The 19,679-nt window shown below is 64.8% G+C and carries 22 protein-coding genes; 19 read left to right on the forward strand and 3 right to left on the reverse strand.

Features of this window, described 5'->3' with window-relative positions:
* Positions 1–41: 41 nt before the first annotated feature.
* The 3 genes from C8N34_RS09805 (at position 42) to C8N34_RS09815 (ending at position 4,038) form a co-directional block, all read left to right on the forward strand.
* On the forward strand, positions 42–2,078 hold the full coding sequence (locus C8N34_RS09805; RefSeq protein ID WP_108128739.1) for an OmpA family protein: 2,037 nt from the start codon (positions 42–44) through the stop codon (positions 2,076–2,078).
* Between the two features lie 33 nt (positions 2,079–2,111).
* Entirely contained in the window at positions 2,112–2,441 is a 330-nt protein-coding gene (locus C8N34_RS09810; RefSeq protein ID WP_054301422.1) for a hypothetical protein, read from the forward strand.
* A gap of 118 nt (positions 2,442–2,559) precedes the next feature.
* Complete coding sequence (locus C8N34_RS09815; RefSeq protein ID WP_108128824.1) at positions 2,560–4,038, forward strand: NAD-dependent succinate-semialdehyde dehydrogenase; 1,479 nt, start codon at positions 2,560–2,562, stop codon at positions 4,036–4,038.
* 54 nt (positions 4,039–4,092) lie between these two features.
* Here C8N34_RS09815 and C8N34_RS09820 read toward each other — a convergent pair whose 3' ends face one another.
* On the reverse strand, positions 4,093–4,887 hold the full coding sequence (locus C8N34_RS09820) for a lipase family protein (RefSeq protein ID WP_242013813.1): 795 nt from the start codon (positions 4,885–4,887) through the stop codon (positions 4,093–4,095).
* On the opposite strand from C8N34_RS09820, the gene C8N34_RS09825 reads away from it, so the two are divergent.
* From C8N34_RS09825 to C8N34_RS09835, 3 genes are read left to right on the forward strand one after another with little or no spacing between them, the layout of a single operon-like run.
* The gene (locus C8N34_RS09825) at positions 4,850–5,332 is read left to right on the forward strand and encodes an NUDIX domain-containing protein (RefSeq protein ID WP_108128740.1); all 483 of its coding nucleotides are present in this window, start codon (positions 4,850–4,852) and stop codon (positions 5,330–5,332) included. The genes C8N34_RS09820 and C8N34_RS09825 overlap by 38 nt on opposite strands.
* Positions 5,329–5,829 (forward strand): GreA/GreB family elongation factor, encoded by a 501-nt coding sequence (locus C8N34_RS09830; protein ID WP_054301424.1) that lies wholly within the window; start codon positions 5,329–5,331, stop codon positions 5,827–5,829. The genes C8N34_RS09825 and C8N34_RS09830 overlap by 4 nt, the downstream gene beginning before the upstream one ends.
* Positions 5,819–6,307: a GNAT family N-acetyltransferase gene (locus C8N34_RS09835; protein ID WP_108128741.1), complete on the forward strand. Its 489-nt coding sequence runs from the start codon at positions 5,819–5,821 to the stop codon at positions 6,305–6,307. The genes C8N34_RS09830 and C8N34_RS09835 overlap by 11 nt, the downstream gene beginning before the upstream one ends.
* Before the next feature lie 3 nt (positions 6,308–6,310).
* On the opposite strand, the gene C8N34_RS09840 is transcribed toward C8N34_RS09835, so the two are convergent.
* Positions 6,311–7,909: an alpha-amylase family glycosyl hydrolase gene (locus C8N34_RS09840; protein WP_108128826.1), complete on the reverse strand. Its 1,599-nt coding sequence runs from the start codon at positions 7,907–7,909 to the stop codon at positions 6,311–6,313.
* A gap of 47 nt (positions 7,910–7,956) precedes the next feature.
* Between C8N34_RS09840 and C8N34_RS26345 the strand changes: the two genes are divergently transcribed.
* From C8N34_RS26345 to C8N34_RS09900, 13 genes are all read left to right on the forward strand, one after another.
* Positions 7,957–8,127: a hypothetical protein gene (locus tag C8N34_RS26345; RefSeq protein ID WP_158640710.1), complete on the forward strand. Its 171-nt coding sequence runs from the start codon at positions 7,957–7,959 to the stop codon at positions 8,125–8,127.
* Complete coding sequence (locus C8N34_RS09845; protein ID WP_054301454.1) at positions 8,124–9,359, forward strand: MFS transporter; 1,236 nt, start codon at positions 8,124–8,126, stop codon at positions 9,357–9,359. The genes C8N34_RS26345 and C8N34_RS09845 overlap by 4 nt, the downstream gene beginning before the upstream one ends.
* The gene (locus C8N34_RS09850; RefSeq protein WP_108128742.1) at positions 9,359–10,531 is read left to right on the forward strand and encodes an MFS transporter; all 1,173 of its coding nucleotides are present in this window, start codon (positions 9,359–9,361) and stop codon (positions 10,529–10,531) included. Before C8N34_RS09845 ends, C8N34_RS09850 begins: the two co-directional genes overlap by 1 nt.
* A 51-nt stretch (positions 10,532–10,582) precedes the next feature.
* On the forward strand, positions 10,583–11,713 hold the full coding sequence (locus tag C8N34_RS09855) for a capsular polysaccharide export protein, LipB/KpsS family (protein ID WP_108128743.1): 1,131 nt from the start codon (positions 10,583–10,585) through the stop codon (positions 11,711–11,713).
* The gene (locus C8N34_RS09860) at positions 11,710–12,327 is read left to right on the forward strand and encodes a glycosyltransferase family 29 protein (protein WP_108128744.1); all 618 of its coding nucleotides are present in this window, start codon (positions 11,710–11,712) and stop codon (positions 12,325–12,327) included. The genes C8N34_RS09855 and C8N34_RS09860 overlap by 4 nt, the downstream gene beginning before the upstream one ends.
* Before the next feature lie 69 nt (positions 12,328–12,396).
* Positions 12,397–13,419: an aspartate-semialdehyde dehydrogenase gene (locus C8N34_RS09865; protein WP_054301455.1), complete on the forward strand. Its 1,023-nt coding sequence runs from the start codon at positions 12,397–12,399 to the stop codon at positions 13,417–13,419.
* A 125-nt stretch (positions 13,420–13,544) separates the two neighbouring features.
* Positions 13,545–14,159 carry a ribonuclease D gene (locus C8N34_RS09870; RefSeq protein WP_108128745.1) on the forward strand — a complete coding sequence of 205 codons (615 nt, stop codon included), beginning with the start codon at positions 13,545–13,547 and terminating at the stop codon, positions 14,157–14,159.
* On the forward strand, positions 14,140–15,105 hold the full coding sequence (locus tag C8N34_RS09875) for a KpsF/GutQ family sugar-phosphate isomerase (protein ID WP_054301430.1): 966 nt from the start codon (positions 14,140–14,142) through the stop codon (positions 15,103–15,105). The genes C8N34_RS09870 and C8N34_RS09875 overlap by 20 nt, the downstream gene beginning before the upstream one ends.
* 3 nt (positions 15,106–15,108) lie before the next feature.
* The gene (gene lptC, locus C8N34_RS09880) at positions 15,109–15,708 is read left to right on the forward strand and encodes an LPS export ABC transporter periplasmic protein LptC (protein ID WP_108128746.1); all 600 of its coding nucleotides are present in this window, start codon (positions 15,109–15,111) and stop codon (positions 15,706–15,708) included.
* Positions 15,709–15,720: 12 nt separating this feature from the next.
* The gene (lptA, locus tag C8N34_RS09885) at positions 15,721–16,212 is read left to right on the forward strand and encodes a lipopolysaccharide transport periplasmic protein LptA (RefSeq protein ID WP_054301432.1); all 492 of its coding nucleotides are present in this window, start codon (positions 15,721–15,723) and stop codon (positions 16,210–16,212) included.
* Complete coding sequence (gene lptB / locus C8N34_RS09890) at positions 16,212–16,964, forward strand: LPS export ABC transporter ATP-binding protein (RefSeq protein WP_108128747.1); 753 nt, start codon at positions 16,212–16,214, stop codon at positions 16,962–16,964. The genes lptA and lptB overlap by 1 nt, the downstream gene beginning before the upstream one ends.
* Before the next feature lie 240 nt (positions 16,965–17,204).
* Complete coding sequence (gene hpf, locus C8N34_RS09895; RefSeq protein WP_054301434.1) at positions 17,205–17,780, forward strand: ribosome hibernation-promoting factor, HPF/YfiA family; 576 nt, start codon at positions 17,205–17,207, stop codon at positions 17,778–17,780.
* A gap of 33 nt (positions 17,781–17,813) precedes the next feature.
* Positions 17,814–18,278 (forward strand): PTS sugar transporter subunit IIA, encoded by a 465-nt coding sequence (locus tag C8N34_RS09900; RefSeq protein WP_054301435.1) that lies wholly within the window; start codon positions 17,814–17,816, stop codon positions 18,276–18,278.
* A gap of 3 nt (positions 18,279–18,281) precedes the next feature.
* Here the strand turns inward: C8N34_RS09900 and C8N34_RS09905 are convergent, their stop codons facing one another.
* Positions 18,282–19,679, reverse strand: coding sequence for a nodulation protein NodH (locus C8N34_RS09905; RefSeq protein WP_338419718.1), 1,398 nt, complete (start codon positions 19,677–19,679; stop codon positions 18,282–18,284).

Below are 19,679 nucleotides of genomic sequence, written 5' to 3' on the forward strand. Positions count from 1 at the left end.
CCCTAAGGAAGCAACAACATAAAGGTTCCGAAGGCCCACCGATGAGATTACGCACCCCGCTCCTGACGACGGCCGCTTTTGTCGGCGGGGGGGTGGTTTCCATCGTGATCGCCTGGACAGCCGCCATGCTGATCGAGAACCGGACAGAGGCGGCGGTGCGGTCACAACTGCTGACCGCTGGCATGACATGGACCCATGTGCGCACGACGGGGCTTCAGGTTCGCCTGTCGGGTGAAGCGCCGAACGAGGCCGCGCGGTTCCGGGCGGTCAACCTTGTCGGCGCAGTGGTCGATTCTTCGCGCGTGCGTGACCGGATGTCAGTGGCCCCGGTGCGTGCGATCGAGGCGCCGCGCTTTTCGGTGGAAATGCTGCGCAATACCGACGGGCTTTCGGTTATCGGGTTGCTGCCCGCTTCGGTGCGGCTGAACCCGGCCGATCCCGAACCGGAAGCCGCCGATCAGTTGCTGCGCGACGAGGTTTCAGCCATCGCAGGCGATTTGCCAGTATCGGACATGCTGGAAACCGCCGCATTTCCGGCGCCTGAGCGGTGGTCCGAGGCGCTGGCCTTCGGGACCGAAGCGCTGAAACTGCTGCCGCGCTCCAAGATCTCGGTGGCGGCGGATCGGGTAGCGGTGACGGCAATTTCCGACAGCGACGCGCAGAAACGGCGGCTGGAAACCGAACTGGCCAAGATCAGGCCCGCAGGGCTGGAGGTTGTGGTCGAGATTTCGGCACCGCGCCCGGTGCTGACGCCCTTCACCCTGCGGTTCATCAAGGATGCCGAGGGCGCACGCTTTGATGCCTGTTCCGCCGACACTGATCGCGCGCGTGACCGCATCCTGCGCGCTGGTACGGCGGCGGGCGTGCAGGGCACTTCGATCTGTACCGTGGGTCTGGGTGTGCCGACCCCCAGTTGGGCCGAAGCGGTAGAAGCCGGGATCAAGGCCGTGGAGGCTTTGGGCGGTGGCAGCATCACCTTCTCCGACGCCGATGTCACGCTGCTGGCGGAACCGGGCGCTTCGCAGGCGACCTTCGATCAGGTGGTGGGCGAATTGCAGACCGCGCTTCCCGCCGTCTTCTCGCTGAAATCCACCCTGCCGCCGAAACCCGATGCCAAGGCGCAGGGCCCGGCCGAATTTACCGCCACGCTGTCGCCCGAGGGGCGGGTGCAGTTGCGCGGCCGCCTGACCGATGCGCTGCTGAAATCGGCGGTCGACAGCTACGCCCGCGCGCGGTTCGGGGCCGATCAGGTTTATACCGCAACACGCTTCGACGAGGATCTGCCCGATGGCTGGCCCGTGCGCGTTCTGGCCGGGCTGGAGGCGCTGGCCGAACTGCATGACGGCAGGCTGACCGTGCGCGCCGATACGGTGGACCTGACCGGGGTCAGCGGCAATCAGGGCAGCCGGGCGCGGGTGTCGCAGATCCTGTCCGGCAAGCTGGGTCAGGGCCAGTCTTTCCGCGTCAATGTGCGCTACGACGAGGCGCTGGACCCGTTCGCCGCCCTGCCCAGCCCGCAGGAATGTGCAGCCGAGCTGAACAAGGCGGTGGCCACCAGCAAAATCAACTTTGCCCCCGGTTCCGCCGAGATTGATGGGCCGACAGGCGAAACGATGGAAGCTCTGGCCAAGATCCTGCTGGGCTGCCCGGTGATGAAGCTGGAAATCGCCGGTCATACCGACGCGCAGGGATCGACCGAGGGGAACCTCGCGCTCAGCCAGGCGCGGGCCGAGGCGGTACTGCTGGCGCTGCAAGGGCGGCGCGTCGACATCAGCGGCATGGTGGCCAAGGGCTATGGCGAAGGGCTGCCGATTGCCGACAACGGCACCGAGGAAGGGCGCGAGGCGAACCGCCGCATCGAATTCACACTGCTGGAAACTGCCGCACCGGCCGAAGCTGCCGAGGAAGATCAGGTCGAGGCCACCGCCGCAGCGGCAGAAGGTGAAGCCGCGCCGGAATCCGCACCTGCCGCTTCCGCCGGGGAGGACGGCCCGGATTTCTCGAATGATACCAGCCCTTCGATCGCCCCGAAGGAAATCACCACAAGGCCGAAACCCCGGCCCGCAGAGAACAACTGACCGATGACGACCCGAGCTTGAGGACCGCACAGCATGAACCGCAATGAATTCGTCATCGTCTCGGCCGTCGTTCTGATGCTGGCCTTCACTCTAGGCTGGTTCGCCAACTGGCTGGTGCACCGCTTCCGTCGCGTCTCGGCCGCCGATATGGGAGAGCTGGAGCGTCTGGCGCAATCGCTGCACGAGGCCGAGGAAACCCGCGATCAAGCGATTATCTATCTGGAACAGCGCGAGGCAGAGCTGAGCAACCAAATCGCCCAGACCGAGGCGGAACTGCGCGCCGCGATGGAAGGGCTGCGCGATGCCCGGCACGAGGCCGAGGAAATGCGCGCTTATATCGAGCGGATGCATTCCAACGGCTGACCGCTGCGCGGTAATTTTTGATCAAAACATGCAGAATCCACCGGAAACCGTCGTTGCCGAACTGGACAGCGGCGGCGCAAAGGAGTTTCCTGCGCGCGACCCGAATGAGGAGGCTTCCATGCTTGATTCCGTGACCGACCTGCGCGCGCTGCTGAAAGACCCGTCGCTGCTGGCGACCCAGGCTTATGTTGCCGGGGAATGGATCGACGCCGATGACGGCAGCACCTTCGAAGTGACGAACCCCGCCCGCGGTGATGTGATCTGCACCGTGCCGAACCTTGGCCGCGCCGAAACCGCGCGCGCCATTGCCGCCGCCGAAAAGGCGCAGAAGGAATGGGCCGCCCGCACCGGCAAGGAACGCGCCGCCGTAATGCGCAAGTGGTTCGAGCTGATGATGGCGAACCAGGACGACCTTGGCGCGATCCTGACCGCAGAAATGGGCAAGCCGCTGGCCGAGGCGAAGGGCGAGATCGCCTATGGCGCCAGCTTCATCGAATGGTTCGGCGAAGAGGCCAAGCGCATCTATGGCGAAACCATTCCTGGCCACCAGCGCGACAAGCGCATCACCGTGATCAAGCAGCCCATCGGGGTTGTCGGCTCGATCACGCCGTGGAACTTCCCGAATGCGATGATCACCCGCAAATGCGGCCCGGCCATCGCGGTGGGCTGTGGCTTCGTCGCCCGCCCTGCGGCGGAAACTCCGCTGTCGGCGCTGGCGCTGGCGGTGCTGGGCGAACGCGCCGGGCTGCCGAAGGGCCTTTTTTCGGTCATCACCTCAAAACGCGCCTCGGATATCGGCAAGGAGTTCTGCGAGAACCACGCCGTCCGCAAGCTGACCTTCACCGGCTCGACCGAAGTGGGCCGCATCCTGCTGCGTCAGGCTGCGGATCAGGTGATGAAATGCTCGATGGAGCTCGGCGGCAATGCACCCTTCATCGTGTTCGACGATGCTGATCTGGACGCGGCGGTCGAAGGCGCGATGATGTCGAAGTTCCGCAACAACGGCCAGACCTGCGTCTGCGCCAACCGCATCTATGTGCAGGCTGGCGTCTATGATGCATTCGCCGAAAAGCTCGCCGCCGCCGTGCGCAAGCTGAACGTCGGTGACGGGCTGGAGGCTGGCGTGACCACCGGCCCGCTGATCAATATGGATGCGGTCGAGAAGGTCGAGGAACATATCACCGATGCTCTGGGCAAGGGCGCACAGATCGTCACTGGCGGCAAACGTCATGATCTGGGCGGCACCTTCTTCCAGCCGACTGTTGTGGCCAATGTCACCGACGAGATGCTGGTGACGAACGAGGAAACCTTTGGCCCGCTGGCGCCGCTGTTCAAATTCGAGACCGAGGAAGAGGTGGTCGAGAAGGCCAATGCCACCATCTTCGGCCTTGCCTCCTACTTCTATGCCCGTGACATCGGCCGCATCACCCGCGTTCAGGAAGCGCTGGAATACGGCATCGTCGGCGTGAATACCGGGATCATCTCGACCGAGGTGGCGCCCTTCGGTGGCGTCAAGCAATCCGGCCTTGGCCGCGAGGGCTCGCGTCACGGGATGGAGGATTATCTGGAGATGAAATACATCTGCCTCAGCATCTGATCCACCCGGATCTTTCGCAAGCGGCCGTCGGGACCCCCCGGCGGCCGTTCGCGTTCAGGGCGCCTCGCCCAGCGTAATCTCCACCGCGCGGGCATAGGTCATGTCGGCATCGAACCGGCCTTCCTTCAGGAAAAGCACGGTCTGGGCAATGACCTCGGGGCTGAGCATCATGAAAGTATGGGTCACCGGCAGGGTGATATGCGCCTTCATACCCGCCACCTTGGTCGAGGCGACGGAAACCTTGCCATCGTCGCGCCCCGTGATGATCGAGGAATAGATCGGGTTCAGCGAACGGTTGCCTGCGATCACGCCCAGTTCGTAATCCGGCAGCGGCAGGGCACGCGGCACCGATCCGGCGCCGGTGCCCAGCTCCAGCCCGGCGGGGCCGTTCAGCCATTCAAAGGCACCAATCTGGCCGAAGGCATCCACCAGTTCAGAGCCGTGGTTGGGCGGCGCCAGCATGACGACACGCCCCATCACCTCGGGCTTGTGATCCTTCAGCCAGACGCGCGCCAGAATGCCACCCATCGAATGCGTGACGAAATGCACCGGGCCGGGCGCGCATTGCGCGACACCCTCGCCCACCAACGGCGCCAAATCGCGGATCGGCGCCTCGGTCGAGGGATAGCCCTCGTTCACCACCTGATAGCCCTGCGCCTCCAGCGCCTCTTGCATCGCCAGAAGCGAGGCCTCGCTGCGCGCAAGGCCGTGCAGCAGAACGACGCAATCGGCCTTTGCGATCCCTGCGGACAGGCCGGTCGCAAGGGCAAGGCTCAGGGCAAGATCACGGCGCAGGTTCATGCGGCGGAGCATGGACAAAGCCGCGCGCATCGGCAAGGCTCGGCCCATGAAAACCCCGTGTCCCCGCCTCGCCGTGCGCGGCCTGATCCTGCACGAAAACCGCCTGCTGCTGGTCAACGCCTGGGGCGGCGGCGTATCCGACCTGTGGTGCGCGCCCGGAGGCGGCGTGGAACGCGGCGCCTCGCTGCCCGACAACCTGATCCGTGAAGTGCATGAGGAATGCGGGCTGACCGTCACTGTGGGCGAGGTGGCACTGGTAAACGAGTTCCACGATCCGAACGGGCCGTTTCATCAGGTGGACGTCTATTTCCGCTGCGCCATCGTCGCGGGCGACCTGCGGGCGGACTGGCGCGACCCCGAGGGCGTGGTGACCGAGCGCCGCTTCTTCGCCCGCCCCGATCTGGCGCATATCCGCTACAAGCCCGACAGCCTGCCGGTCGCCGCATGGGATGGTGGCGTGACCTATGACCCGCTGGAGCCGATCATCCGATGAGCCGCGCTTTCGTCAAGGAAGATACCAATGATCTGGCGCCGCTGCCCGACCTGCCGGTGTCGCCGCATCCGAATTACGTCACCCCGCGCGGGCTGGCGGCCTTGCAGGCGCGGCTTTTGGCGGTGCAGGCAGAACTCGCCCAGTTGCGCGCGCGGGCAGAGCGGCTGGACCGGCTGCCCGAGGCGGCGGCGGAGCGGGACATCCGCTACCTTGAGGCCCGACTGCGCAGTGCCATCCTGATTGATCCGGCCAGCCATGGCACGACCGAAGTTGCCTTTGGCCATCGCGTGACAGTGGCGGATGAGGACGGCGCGGAGGTGGCTTATGAAATCACCGGCGAGGATGAGGCCGATGCCGCACTTGGCCGCATCGCCCCGCAATCGCCGCTGGCGCGGGCGCTGATCGGGGCGCGGGTCGGCGATGTGGTGACATGGCGCCGCCCGGCCGGGGCGGTGGAACTGGAAATCCTGAAGATCGAGGTGCCCGATGATCCGTGATCTGGACCCGCAGACCGACCTTGCGGCGGTGGAGGCGCTGTTCCGCGCCGCCGCAGATTATGTCGATCTTGAAAGCGGCGCGGCGGTCGATGGCTCGCAGGCCGCCAGTTTCTTCACCGATGCCCCGCCCGGGATCGACCCGGCGACCAGCCTGCGTCTCGGGATGTTTGCCGCCGACCGGCTGATCGGCAAGGTGGATGTCGCCTTCGGCTATCCCGAGGCCGGAGACGCCTATATCGGCCTCATGGTCTTTGCGCCAGAGGCACGCGGCTCCGGCCAGGGCGTGCGGCTGCTGCGCGAGGTCGAGGCGCGTGCCAGGGCGCGCGGCGCCACAAGGCTGTTCATCGCGGCGCTGGAGGCTAATGCGAAGGGCCGCGCCTTCTGGGCACGCGAAGGATTTCAGCCCGATCAGGTTTTCCCCGACCGGGACTATGGCGCGCGGCGCCATACCGTGCACCGGATGGTGAAGGCGCTCTAAGGCTCAGGCCCGCGCAGCCGTGTCGCAGGAGGCCCAGACCCAGCCGCAGAGGGCAAGGCTCAGCTTGTCGCCCGCCAGCGTTGCCCCCTCTTGCGGCCCGTCCAGCGCGGTCAGACCCTTGACGGGCAGGCTCACCGGCTTGTCCGACAGGTTGAAGGCGCAGAACACAGACCCCTCCGCCCCGTCGCGCCGGAAGGACAGCAGGGGGGGCCTCACATCAAAGAACGTGCTGCGCCCGGCCACCAGCGCCGAGCCTTTGCGCCACGCCAGCAGGCTGCGATAGCAGTCCAGCACCGACCCCGCCCCCTGCGCCGCCACATTCCGCGCCAGTTGCAGCGGCTTTACGGGCAGCCAAGGCTTGCCGGTGGTGAACCCGCCATGGGCCGAGCCATCCCAGACCATCGGCGTACGGCATCCGTCACGGCCCTTGTAATCCGGCCAGAAGCGGAAACCCGGCGGGTCGGTCAGCTCGTGATATTCGATGTCGGTCTCGGTCTGGCCCAGTTCCTCGCCCTGATAGAGGCAGATCGAGCCCTCAAGGCTCAGCAGCATCGCGGCCGCCAGCTTTGCTACCGCGTCCTGCGGGCCATGGTCGGCCCAGCGCGAGACATGGCGGATCACGTCATGGTTGGAAAAGGCCCACATCGGCCAGCCATTCGGTGCGGCGGTAAAGAACCCCTCGACGCGCGACCGGAAATGCGCAGGCGTGAACTTCGGCCCCAGCATGTCGAAACTATAGGCCATGTGCAGCCGGTGGCCCGAGGTATATTCTTCCATGATACGCAGGGCACGGCGCGGGCCTTCGCCCACCTCGCCCACCATGGTGCGGGCATCGAATTCGTCGAGCAGTTCACGCATCCGTTCCAGAAACGGCAGATTTTCCGGGCGGCATTTGGAATATTCGTGGTCCTGCATGTCATAGGGGTTCACGGCGGGAATGTTTTCCTCGCGTGGCTCCGGCCCGTTGTCACGCAGCTTCGCATCGTGGAAGTAGTAGTTCACCGTATCCAGCCGGAAGCCATCGACCCCGCGTTCCAGCCAGAAGCGCATGGTGCCCAGCAGGTAGTCCTGCACCTCCGGGTTGTGGAAATTGAAGTCCGGTTGCGAAGTCAGGAAGTTGTGCAGGTAATACTGCCGCCGGCGCGAATCCCACTCCCACGCACTGCCGCCAAAGACCGAAAGCCAGTTCGACGGCGGGCTGCCATCGGGCTTCGGATCGGCCCAGACATACCAGTCGGCCCTGGGGTTGCTGCGGTCCTTGCGGCTTTCGACAAAGGCGGGGTGCTGGTCCGACGAATGGCTGATGACCTGATCAATGATGACCTTCAGCCCCAGATCATGCGCCCGCGCAACCAGCGCGTCAAAGTCCTCCAGCGTGCCGAACAGCGGGTCGATGTCGCAATAATCGCTGACATCATATCCCATGTCGGCCATCGGGCTTCTGAACACCGGCGACAGCCAGATCGCATCAACGCCAAGCCCCGCCACATGATCCAGCCGGGCGGTGATACCCTTCAGATCGCCGATGCCGTCACCATCACTGTCCTGAAAGCTGCGCGGATAGATCTGATAGACCACCGCGCCGCGCCACCAATCCGTCATCCGAAACCCCATAAATGTTCGCGCTAACATCACGACGAGCCGTCTGCATGGCAAGCGGGATCGGCAGCGGGCGGCATAAATTCCTGCCGATTGTGGCCGCAGGGGCAAAATCGCTGCCGGAAGCATCAGGAACGGTCATTGTATGCATCACAAAAATCAAATTGACCCTGCCGCAGGCGCGCATCACCTTGCACCGACCCCCCGGAGCGCGCCGATGACCAAAGCCCCCCTTTTCACGCCAGTCCTGATCGCGGGCTGTGCCATCCTGCTGCTGAACTTTGCCCTCAGGGCAAGTTTCGGTATGTTCCAGATCCCGATTGGCGAGGAATTCGGCTGGCCGCGCGCGGAATTTTCGCTGGCCATCGCCATCCAGAACCTTGCCTGGGGCATTGGCCAGCCGCTTTTCGGTGCGGTGGCGGAACGGTTCGGTGATCGCAAGGCGATCATCGGCGGAGCCATTCTGTATGCACTGGGTCTGGTACTGTCATCCTATGCGATGACGCCACTGGAAATGCAGCTTTACGAAGTGCTGGTAGGCTTCGGCATCGCAGGCACCGGCTTTGGCGTGGTGCTGGCGGTGGTGGGGCGCGCGTCGTCGCCGGAAAACCGCTCGCTCGCGCTGGGGATCGCCACGGCGGCCGGGTCGGCCGGTCAGGTGGTCGGCGCGCCCCTGGCCGAAATTCTGCTGCAAAGCTTTCCGTGGCAGACGGTGTTCCTGATCTTCGCCGCAATCATCATGGCGACGCTGCTGGCGTTGCCCTTCCTGCGCTCGCCCGAGATGGCAACCAGACAGGAGCTGGAGGAAAGCCTTGGCACGGTGCTGAAACGCGCCTTCACCGACCCGTCCTATATCATGATCTTCCTCGGGTTCTTTTCCTGCGGCTACCAGCTTGCTTTCATCACCGCGCATTTTCCGGCCTTCGTGACCGAGATGTGCGGCCCGATCGACCCGAACGGCCCGCTGGCCGCCATGGGGATCGAGACGACCTCGGCCCTGGGCGCCGTTGCCATCGCGGTGATTGGTCTTGCCAATATCGTGGGCACCATTACCGCCGGGATGCTGGGCAAGAAATACACCAAGAAATACCTGCTGGCCGGGGTTTATACCGCGCGGACCATCGTGGCGGCGCTGTTCATCCTGCTGCCGATGACACCGACAACTGTGCTGCTGTTCTCGCTGTCCATGGGGGCACTTTGGCTGGCAACCGTGCCGCTGACCAGCGGGCTGGTCGCACATATCTACGGGCTGCGCTACATGGGCACGCTTTACGGCTTCGTCTTCCTGTCGCACCAGATCGGCGGCTTCCTCGGCGTCTGGCTGGGCGGCAAGATGTATGACCTGACGGGCGGCTATACGCTGGTCTGGTGGATCGGCGTCGGGGTCGGTGCCTTCTCGGCGCTGGTGCATCTGCCGATCCGCGAAAAACCCTGGGCGCCGCAGGCAGCCTGATGCGCGCCGGGATCGCTGCGCTGGTCGCCGCCTATGTCCTCAGCCAGTTCTACCGCGCTTTTCTTGCGGTCATGGCGCCGGTTCTGAAAACCGATCTCGGGATCGGGGCTGAGGATCTGGCGGCGGCCTCGGGCCTGTGGTTCCTGACCTTCGCGGCGGCACAGATTCCGGTTGGCTCCGCGCTGGACCGGATCGGGCCGCGCCGCACGGCGGCGGTTCTGTTCGGCCTTTGCGCAGGCGGCGGGGCATTGGTGTTCGCGGCCGCCTCCTCCGCATGGCAGATCCAGCTTGCCATGGCGCTGATCGGGGTGGGCTGTTCGCCCGTCTTGATGGCGACCTATTACATCTTCGCCCGCACCTACGCGCCCGCAATCTTCGGAACGCTGGCAGGGGCGGTCATCGGCATCGGCAATCTGGGCAATATCGCGGGCTCCCTTCCGCTGGCGTGGGCGGTGGAGAGTTTCGGCTGGCGCGAAACGCTGGTGGCGCTGGCTGCCGTATCGCTGGTCATCGCGGGGCTGGTTGCCCTGCTGACGCGCGACCCGGAACGGGTGGAGGGGCAGGCGCGCGGCTCGGTGCTGGATCTGCTGCGCATGCCCGCGATCTGGCCGATCCTTGCGATGATGTCAGTGGCCTATATGCCGCCCGCCGCGCTGCGCGGGCTGTGGGCCGGGCCTTACTATGCCGATGTCTTTGGCGCCGATACCGCGCGCATCGGGCAGGTGACGCTGGCGATGGGGCTGGCGATGGTGGCCGGGAATTTTGCCTATGGCCCACTGGACCGGCTGTTCCACTCGCGCAAGCGGGTGATCCTGACCGGCAACCTGATCTGCGCCGGCGGCTTTCTGGCGCTTTGGGCCATGCCCGCAGCCGGGGGCTGGGTGACGCCCGGTCTGATGGTGCTGATCGGGCTGACCGGCGCCACTTTCGCGATGATCGTCGCGCATGGCCGGGCCTTCTTCCCACCGCATCTGGTGGGACGCGGGGTCACACTGATCAACCTGTTCGGCATGGGCAGCGTCGGGATTTCGCAGATGATCACCGGGCGGCTGCATGCCGCCATTGCGCCGACACCACCCGAGGCGCCCTATCAGGCGCTGTTCCTGTTCTATGCGCTGGTCATGCTGGCTGGATGCGCCATCTACCTTCTGGCACAGGATCGCACGGACTGAGCTTTCCCTTGCCGCACCGCGCCCCTATCTTGTGGCGCGAAAGGCAGGCCGATGATCGTCTATCCCGCTGAATACAATGCCCGGAAAGAGGCGGTCTTTGCCGCCCTTGCGCAGGTGGAGGGCGAAGCCCGCCGCCTGCCCTTCGCCCCGCTGCGCTTCCGCGACTGGCCCGAGACCGGCGCGCGCGTGGCCACCGCGCTGATGCGGGCAAAGCGGCAGCCGCGCGGACCCGTGATGCGCTGGCTGAAGCGACAGCTTTTGCGCGGACAATACAACTGGGCACGCAGCTATTTCGCCGCGCATCCTGACAGGGTGGCGGTAGCGTGGAACGGGCTGACCGGCTCGCGCATGGCCTGGCTTCAGGGCGCCCGCGACGCGGGCGCACCTGTGCTGCATGCCGAGCTTGCCCCGCTGCCGGGGCGGATCACGCTGGACCCGACTGGGGTGAATGCCGAAAGCAGCGTGCCGCAGGACCCGGAATTCTTTCGCGCCTGGGCCGCGTTGCATGAAACCCACCGCTGGCGCGAGGCGGGCGCTGGGCTCAGCGCGCGCGCCTCACGCCGGGCCGATGTGGGGCAGGCCGGGGCCGATGGCCTGCCCGATACGCCTTTCCTGTTCTGCCCGCTTCAGGTGCCCGATGACAGTCAGGTCCGGCTGTTCGCCGGATGGTGCGGCGGGATGGGCGGGTTTCTGACCGCGCTGACGCAGGCCGTGCCGCATCTGCCCGAGGGCTGGCACCTGCGCGTAAAGGAACACCCGTCGGCCAGACAGGCGCTGGGGCCGCTGCTGGAGCCGCTGCTGGCGACCGGACGGGTGGTGGTGGACAATGCGACCGATAGCTTCGCCCAGCTTGCCGCCGCGCGCGGGGTGGTGACGCTGAACTCCTCGATGGGGTTGCAGGCATTTTTTCATGACCGACCGGTGGTGACGCTGGGCCGAGCCTTCTTCAACCTGCCCGGGCTGGTGCATCATGCTGGCGGGCAAGAGGCGTTGAACGCCTTGTTCGCGGCACCAGAGGCGCTGGGCTATGACGAAGCCCTGCGCGCGGCCTTCGTGGCATGGCTGGCAGAGGTCTATTATCCGCGGTTCAGCCACGAACCCGGCCAGCCGCCCAGCTTTGACCGGCCCGCCTTCGCCGCCAAACTGGCCGAAGCCCGGGCGGCTGCCGGGGGGCGGGAATGAACCGGCTGGGCTACCTGATTGCCAAATACGGCCGGAATGACGCAGCCTTTCAGGCCGCCTCTATTCCCGAAGGCGAATTGCTCGCCCCGCTGGCGGGCAAGCGCATCGCACTGGTCGGCAATGCGCGTGCGCTGGCGCAAGGCGCATTCGGGGCCGAGATCGACGCCGCCGATCTGGTGATCCGCATTAACGCCGCGCCGATCCCCTCCGCCCGGTCACATGGCACGCGAACCGACTGGGTGGGCCTTGCCGTTCGCATGCCAGCCGCGCGGCACCGGCTGCTGGGCCAGCCACGCCTGTTGTGGATGTCGCCCAGGCTGCACCGCATTTCATGGCTGGTGGCATCGCAGCCGGGGTTCTTCCGCTATCCGCGCCCGCGCTATGATGCCCTGCGCGCGAAACTGGGCGTCGGCCCGACCACCGGGATCATGCTGATCGAACTGCTGGCGGATTCGGACCTGGCAGAGCTGCGGCTTTACGGGTTTGACTTCTTCGCCTCGCTGTCGCTGTCAGGCCCGCGCACGGCGGCGGATGTGGGGCATAATTTCGCGGGCGAGGCGGATTTCGTGGCCGATCTGACAAAGCGTGACCCGCGTATCCTTCACCGGCGATGATCGCGCTTTCCCTCGCCGGGGGATTGGGCTAAGGGGCCTCGTCTTCTCTGTGAAATGGAGGTCCCCCCGATGGGCTACAGAGTCGCCGTCGTCGGCGCCACGGGTAACGTGGGCAAAGAAATGCTGAACATCCTCGCCGAGCGCGAGTTCCCGGTGGACGAGATCGTGGCGCTTGCGTCGCGCAATTCGCTGGGCACTGAAGTCAGCTTCGGCGACAAGACTTTGAAGACCAAGGATCTGGCCGAGTTCGATTTCACCGGCTGGGACATCGCCTTCTTCGCCATCGGTTCCGATGCAACGAAGGTCTATGCGCCCAAGGCGGCCTCGCAGGGTTGCGTGGTGATCGACAACTCGTCGCTGTATCGCTACGACCCGGAAATCCCGTTGGTCGTGCCGGAAGTGAACGCCGAGGCGGTGGACAACTACAAGAACAAGAACATCATCGCGAACCCCAACTGCTCGACCGCGCAGATGGTGGTGGCGCTGAAACCGCTGCATGACCGCGCGAAGATCAAGCGCGTCGTCGTCGCCACCTACCAATCGGTGTCCGGCACGGGCAAAGAGGCGATGGACGAACTGTGGAACCAGACCAAGGGCGTTTTCGTCCCCGGTCAGGAAGTTGCGCCGAAGGTCTATCCCAAGCAGATCGCCTTCAACGTGATCCCGCATATCGACGTTTTCCTGGACGATGGCTCGACCAAGGAAGAATGGAAGATGGTCGCCGAGACCAAGAAGATTCTCGACAAGTCGATCAAGTTGACCGCGACCTGCGTGCGCGTGCCGGTGTTCGTGGGTCACTCGGAAGCGATCAACGTCGAATTCGAGGAGCCGCTGGACTGGCAGGAGGCGCAGGCCATCCTGCGTGAAGCGCCCGGCATCCTCGTCGTCGACAAGCGCGAGGCCGGTGGCTACATCACCCCGGTAGAATGCGTCGGTGAATACGCGACCTATGTCAGCCGCATCCGCGAGGATTCGACTGTAGAAAACGGCCTGAGCTTCTGGTGCGTGTCCGACAACCTGCGCAAGGGCGCCGCGCTGAATGCGGTGCAGATCGCCGAGGTTCTGGGCAAGCGCTGCCTCAAGAAAGGCTGAGCCGCATCTGACGGTACGTCAAAGGCCCCGCTTCTGCGGGGCCTTTTCGCTTGTGGCGCTGGCCTGACGTTGACCGCAGGCGCGGGCGGGTCTATCCCCCACCCATACGGCCAGCGGAGGCGAGATTGACGATTTACCTGCATCAGAATGACCTGCCCGACGGGCTGGACCTCGGCCCGGTGGTGGCGATCGACACCGAGACCATGGGCCTCGACCCGCGCCGCGACCGGCTGTGCGTGGTGCAGCTTTCGGCGGGCGATGGCCATGCGCATCTGGTGCAGATCGCGCGCGGCCAGACCAGCGCGCCGAATCTGGAGCGGCTGCTGACCGATCGGGCGGTGGTGAAGCTGTTTCACTTCGGCCGTTTCGACATCGCGGCGATGCAGAAGGCCTTCGGCGTGACCACCGCCCCGGTCTGGTGCACCAAGATCGCGTCAAAACTGATCCGCACCTTCACCGACCGGCACGGGTTGAAATACCTGCTGGCCGAGCTGGTGGGGGTGGATGTCTCGAAACAGCAGCAGACCTCGGACTGGGGGTCGGCCGAGCTGACCGAGGCGCAGAAGGAATATGCGGCGTCGGACGTGCTTTACCTGCACAAGCTGAAAGCGGCGCTGGAGGCGCGGCTGATCCGCGAGGGCCGGATGGAGCTGGCGCAGAAGTGTTTCGATTTCCTGCCAACGCGGGCAGAACTCGATCTGCTGGGCTGGGAGGAACCGAATGACCTCTTCCACCACTGATTTCCTGGCCGTCGGCCGTCGCGTCATCCGCCGCGAATCGGAGGCGCTGGACCTGCTGGCCGACACGCTGGACGGCACCTTCGGCGCGGCGGTCGATCTGATCCTGAAGGCGCGCGGGCGGGTCATCGTCTGCGGCATGGGCAAATCGGGCCATATCGCCCGCAAGATCGCCGCCACCTTTGCTTCGACCGGCACGCCGGCACAATTCGTCCATCCTGGCGAGGCGAGCCACGGCGATCTGGGCATGGTGACCGCAGATGATGTGGCGCTGGTACTGTCGAACTCGGGCGAGACGCCGGAGCTTGCGGATGTCATCGCCCATACCCGGAGGTTCAGCATTCCGCTGATCGGGGTGGCCAGCCGGGCGGGTTCGACCCTGCTCAGGCAGTCGGATGTGGCGATCCTGCTGCCCCCCGCGCCAGAGGCCTGCGAAACCGGGATCGTGCCGACGACCTCGACCACCATGACCCTGGCACTGGGGGACGCGCTGGCCGTCGCGCTGATGGAACACCGGCAGTTCACGCCCGACCAGTTCCGGGTCTTCCACCCCGGCGGCAAGCTGGGTGCGAAACTCGCCACCGTGCGGCATCTGATGCATGCCGACCTGCCACTGGTCAGCGGCGCAACCCCGATGAGCGAGGCACTGCTGGTGATGAGCCAGAAGGGCTTCGGCGTGCTGGGCGTGATCGACGCTGACCGCCATCTGATCGGCGTGGTGACGGACGGTGACTTGCGGCGGCATATGGACGGTCTGCTGTCCCTGTCAGCCGAACAGGTGATGACGCGCCATCCGCGCACCATCGGCCCCGAGGCACTTGCTGAAAAGGCGGTGGCCGAAATGAACGCCCGCAAGATCACCTCGCTTTTCGTGGTGGACCCCGAGGGTTCGCAACAGGTGGTCGGGCTGATCCACATTCACGACTGCCTGCGCGCGGGCGTGGTCTAGGCCATGGCGAGGGATGCCCATTCGCGACTGGTGGGATGGCTGAAGGTCATCCTGCCGCTGTCTGCGCTGGCGATTCTCTCGACGCTGTTCCTTGTCGCACGCACGGTCGATCCCGATGCGGCAATCCCTTATTCCGATGTCGAGATCGCCGAACGCCTGCGCGAGCCACGCATGACGGCGCCCACGCTCGCCGGAGTAACCCGCGACGGGGCGACGATCACAGTAACTGCCGCCGAGGCCCGCCCTGCCGAAGAGGCAGGCACCTCCGCCAGCAGCGTCCGCGCGCGTCTGGAAACCCCGGATGGCGCGCATACCGCCCTTTCGGCGGGTCAGGCGCAGGCGGATGCCAGCGGCACACTGGTCACGCTGGATTCGGGTGTTCTGCTGTCCAACTCCGCCGGATATGAGATGAAGACCGAGGCGCTGCAACTGCGTCTGGACACCACACAGGCGACCAGCACCGGCCCGGTCGAAGGCTTCGGCCCGCCCGGCCAGATCGAGGCGGGTGGAATGGAGATTACGGAAGCCCCCGGCGCTCCGGGCCAGTATGTTCTGGTTTTCAACGGTGGCGTTCGCCTGATATACCAGCCGCGTAACCCCTGACAGAGGCCGATCATGCGCTGCCGCCCCCTTCTTGCCCTCGCCCTGAGCTGCCTGCTTCTGCCGGTCGCCGCAGGCGCGCAGCAGGCGAATATCGCATTTGGCGGGCTAAAGCAGGATACCAGCCTGCCAGTGCAGGTGGAGGCCGATAACCTGACCGTCGAACAGGCCACCGGCACCGCAGTATTCAGCGGCAATGTCCGGGTGGCGCAGGGGGATCTGAAACTCGCCGCTGCGCGGGTGCAGGTAGAATATGCCGCCGACGGCAAGGCCATCGAGCGGTTGCATGCCTCGGGCGGCGTGACCATGGCCAATGCGACCGACGCGGCCGAGTCGAAAGAGGCGGTCTACACCATCGGCTCCGGCAATCTGGTGATGACGGGCGATGTTCTGCTGACCCAGGGCAAAAGCGCCATTGCCGGGCAGAAGCTGGTGATCGACCTCAAGGCAGGGACCGGCACCATGCAGGGGCGGGTCTCCACCACCTTTGTGCCGGGCAACAAGTGATGACGGATCTGGCGGTGACAGAGGGTTCAGCCGGGCTGCATGTGCGTGGCTTGCGGAAAAGCTACAGGAAACGGCCTGTGATCCGCGATGTGACGCTGGATCTGCAACGCGGCGAGGTCGTGGCACTTCTGGGCCCCAACGGCTCGGGCAAGACGACCTGTTTCTACTCCATCGCTGGTCTGGTGACGCCCGAGGGCGGGCAGGTGCTGATCGACGGCAAGGATGTGACCACCTTGCCGATGTATCGCCGCGCGCGGCTGGGCGTGGGCTATCTGCCACAGGAAATGTCGATCTTCCGCGGGCTTTCGGTCGAGGACAACATCCTCGCCGTGCTGGAGATTCGCGAGCCCGACGGCCACAAGCGGCGCGAGCGGCTGGAAGAACTTCTGTCTGAATTTTCCATCACCCACCTGCGCCGCGCACCTGCGCTGGCGCTGTCGGGCGGGGAAAGACGACGGGTCGAAATCGCGCGCTGTCTTGCCGCCGATCCCAAGTATCTGCTGCTGGACGAACCCTTTGCCGGGGTGGACCCGATCGCGGTGGGTGAGATCCGTCATCTGGTGCAGGATCTGAAGCTGCGCGGCCTTGGCGTGCTGATCACCGACCACAATGTCCGCGAGACGCTGGGCATCGTGGACCGCGCCTATATCCTGCATGACGGCCATGTCCTGATGAGCGGCACAACCGACGAGATCGTACGCGACGAAACCGTGCGGCGGGTCTATCTGGGCCAGAGCTTCCGGTTGGGCTGAGCCCTCACCGGCGCGACAAACCGCCTGTCATGCGGACTTCATGTACCTGTTGACAAGTCACGTCATCCTGCCGCCAAATACCCGGGATGCGTGCGAGAACCGCCCCCGACTCCAGCCCTGACCGGCAGCTTCCTGCCGAGCCGACTGGTATCCAAGTGCAGGCGGCCCCATGTAAAATTCATCAGCGGGTAACCCTGCATGATGCAGGATTTGCCGTGCTGTTTTCGTGAAGGAGGAGCCATGCGTTACCAGATCAGTGGAAAACAGATTGATATCGGTGAGGCGCTTCAGACCCATGTGAAGGCCGAACTGGGCGAGGTGGTGGAAAAATACGCCCAGCGCCCGACCGACGCTGTGATTGTGTTTTCCAAGGCCGCGCACGAATTCGTATGCGAGGCCACGATCCACCTTTCCACCGGGCTGAATGCCAGTGCGAAAGGCAGCGCATCCGAAGTCTATGCCGCGTTCGAGGCCTGCCGCGAGAAGATGGACAAGCAATTGCGCCGTCACAAACGCCGCCTGCGCGACCACCACCACAAGCGCACGGCCCCTGTTGAATTCGACGGCGGTTCCTCCTATATCCTCGCCCCGACCGATGAGGGCGACGAGAGCGAGGCAATCTCTGATCAGCCCATCGTCATCGCCGAGATGGAGACGAAGATTCCTTCGATCACCGTCGGCGAGGCGGTGATGCAGTTGGAGCTGGCCGGGCAGAAGATGCTCGTCTTCCGCAATGAAGGACATGGCGGGGTGAACGTCGTATATCGCCGGGATGACGGCAATATCGGCTGGATCGACCCGCGCAACAGCAAATAGCGCCTGCGAGGCGCGGAATAGACGGCGACCCTGATGGAAATTTCAAAGATTCTCAATCCTGAGTCCGTCAGGGTCGTCAGTCAGCTGACCAGCAAGAAGCGCCTGTTTCAGGAGCTGGGTGAAATGGCGGCACAGGCTTACAAGCTGAATGCCTCCATCGCCATTGATGGTTTGCAGGAACGCGAAAGCCTTGGTCCGACCGGCGTGGGCCATGGCATCGCCCTGCCACATGCGCGTCTGGAAGACCTGAACAGAATCGTCGGTGTGTTTGTGCGTCTGGAAAAGCCGCTGGACTATGACAGCGTCGATCGCCAGCCGGTCGATCTTGTGTTCGGCCTGTTCGCACCCAAGGATTCGGGGGTCGAGCATCTGAAGGCGCTGGCGCTGGTCAGCCGTACCATGCGCGATTCCGGCATCTGCACCAAGCTGCGTGCCAACACCGATCCGGCAAAGCTGTTCGCCATTCTGACCGAAAGCCGGGCGCCGCAGGCGGCCTGACGGTCAGTCGCGCCAGCGACCGAAACCATAGCCTATGTAATCCCGCTGATAGGCGTCGCGCGCGGCGTTTTCCAGTTCCGCATCATGGATGCGGAACAGCGCCTCGGCCAGGGTCAGATCACAGGACAGGTCCGGCATGACGACGCCCGTCTCATCACACAACCAGGTCAGCCCTTCTGCCAGACGATCCTCGCGCAGCACGGCATCCGGCCCCTGGAATTGCGCGAAGCCTTGCAAGACGGCGGTCTGCGAGGCAAAGCGCGGGTCGATCTTCTGCCCGGTCTGCCCCGAAAGATAGAGCTTGAGCCAGCGCAGCACCGCCAGAAAGGCCATGCGCTCTTCCTCTGCTGTCAGCGGTTGCCCCGGTACGGGCAGATCCAGCTTGTAGCTGCGGGTCAGCAGGCGATAGAGGTCGCCTCCCTCCATCACCACAGCCCGAAAGCCGGCATAGGCCCGCAACAGAGGGTGGCGCAGCACGGTGAAGCTGCGGTGCGGAGCGTTCTGCCGTTTCCACTGTCGCAGGGTTTTCTGCACGAAATCCGTGACGATCCCGCCGGTTCCCAGACGGCCCAGCCAGTCGCGTAACTCTGCCTCCGGCCCACCGCGCAGGGGCATGTAGAGCAGCGGCGCATCCGCAGCCGCGACGAAGCCCGGTATGCCGGGCGTGCGGCGCGGTTCAAAATTCGGGGTGCGCGCAAGGTTGAAACGATCCAGCCGGGCCAGAGACCGCTCCATCTCGGCCGGATTGCTGACCTTGTCTGCGATTTCCTCGGGGTTCTGCTTCTTGAGCTTCGGGTCCAGCGCCGTCAGCCGGGCCGGAACCCCCAGAAAGGCGGCAAGGCCGTTCAGGACATCCAGATCGTTCAGATCCTCGTAGTCGATGTAGAAGGCAGTTTGCCCCGTCACCTGCAAGCCGTGGAGCAGATGCACCTGAAACTCCTGCGCCGCGCGCAGATGGGCCTCAAACTCTGCCGGATCGAACCGCGCGCGCGCAGTTTTCAGCTTTGCCGCATTCTGCAACTTCCACTGGCCGGTATCCTGCGCGATCTTCAGGCTGACATAGCTTTCGACCGGATTGCGGGTGAGGATGATCTTTGCGCAGGCCGGATCGGCCAGAACCGCCCCGATCACGCGGGCATCATGGTCGTGGAAGCATCGAAATCCCGCCATGCCCTGCGTCGCCGCACGCATCGCGGCCAGCACCGGAAAAGGATCGGCATCGCGCTCGGCAATGTCGATACCCCAGAGCGACAGGTTGTCCTTCTTGCCCATGAAATGCGGGTTGAACACCTCGCCATGACAGGTCACCCCCTCAAGCGCGTTCAGGTTCGCCTCCAGAAAGTTGGAACCCGTCCGCATTTCGGCGAACATCACGAAAGAGGTGAATCCGGTCGGGGGCAA

The sequence above is a fragment of the Gemmobacter caeni genome, from assembly GCF_003054195.1.
GTDB lineage: Bacteria > Pseudomonadota > Alphaproteobacteria > Rhodobacterales > Rhodobacteraceae > Gemmobacter > Gemmobacter caeni.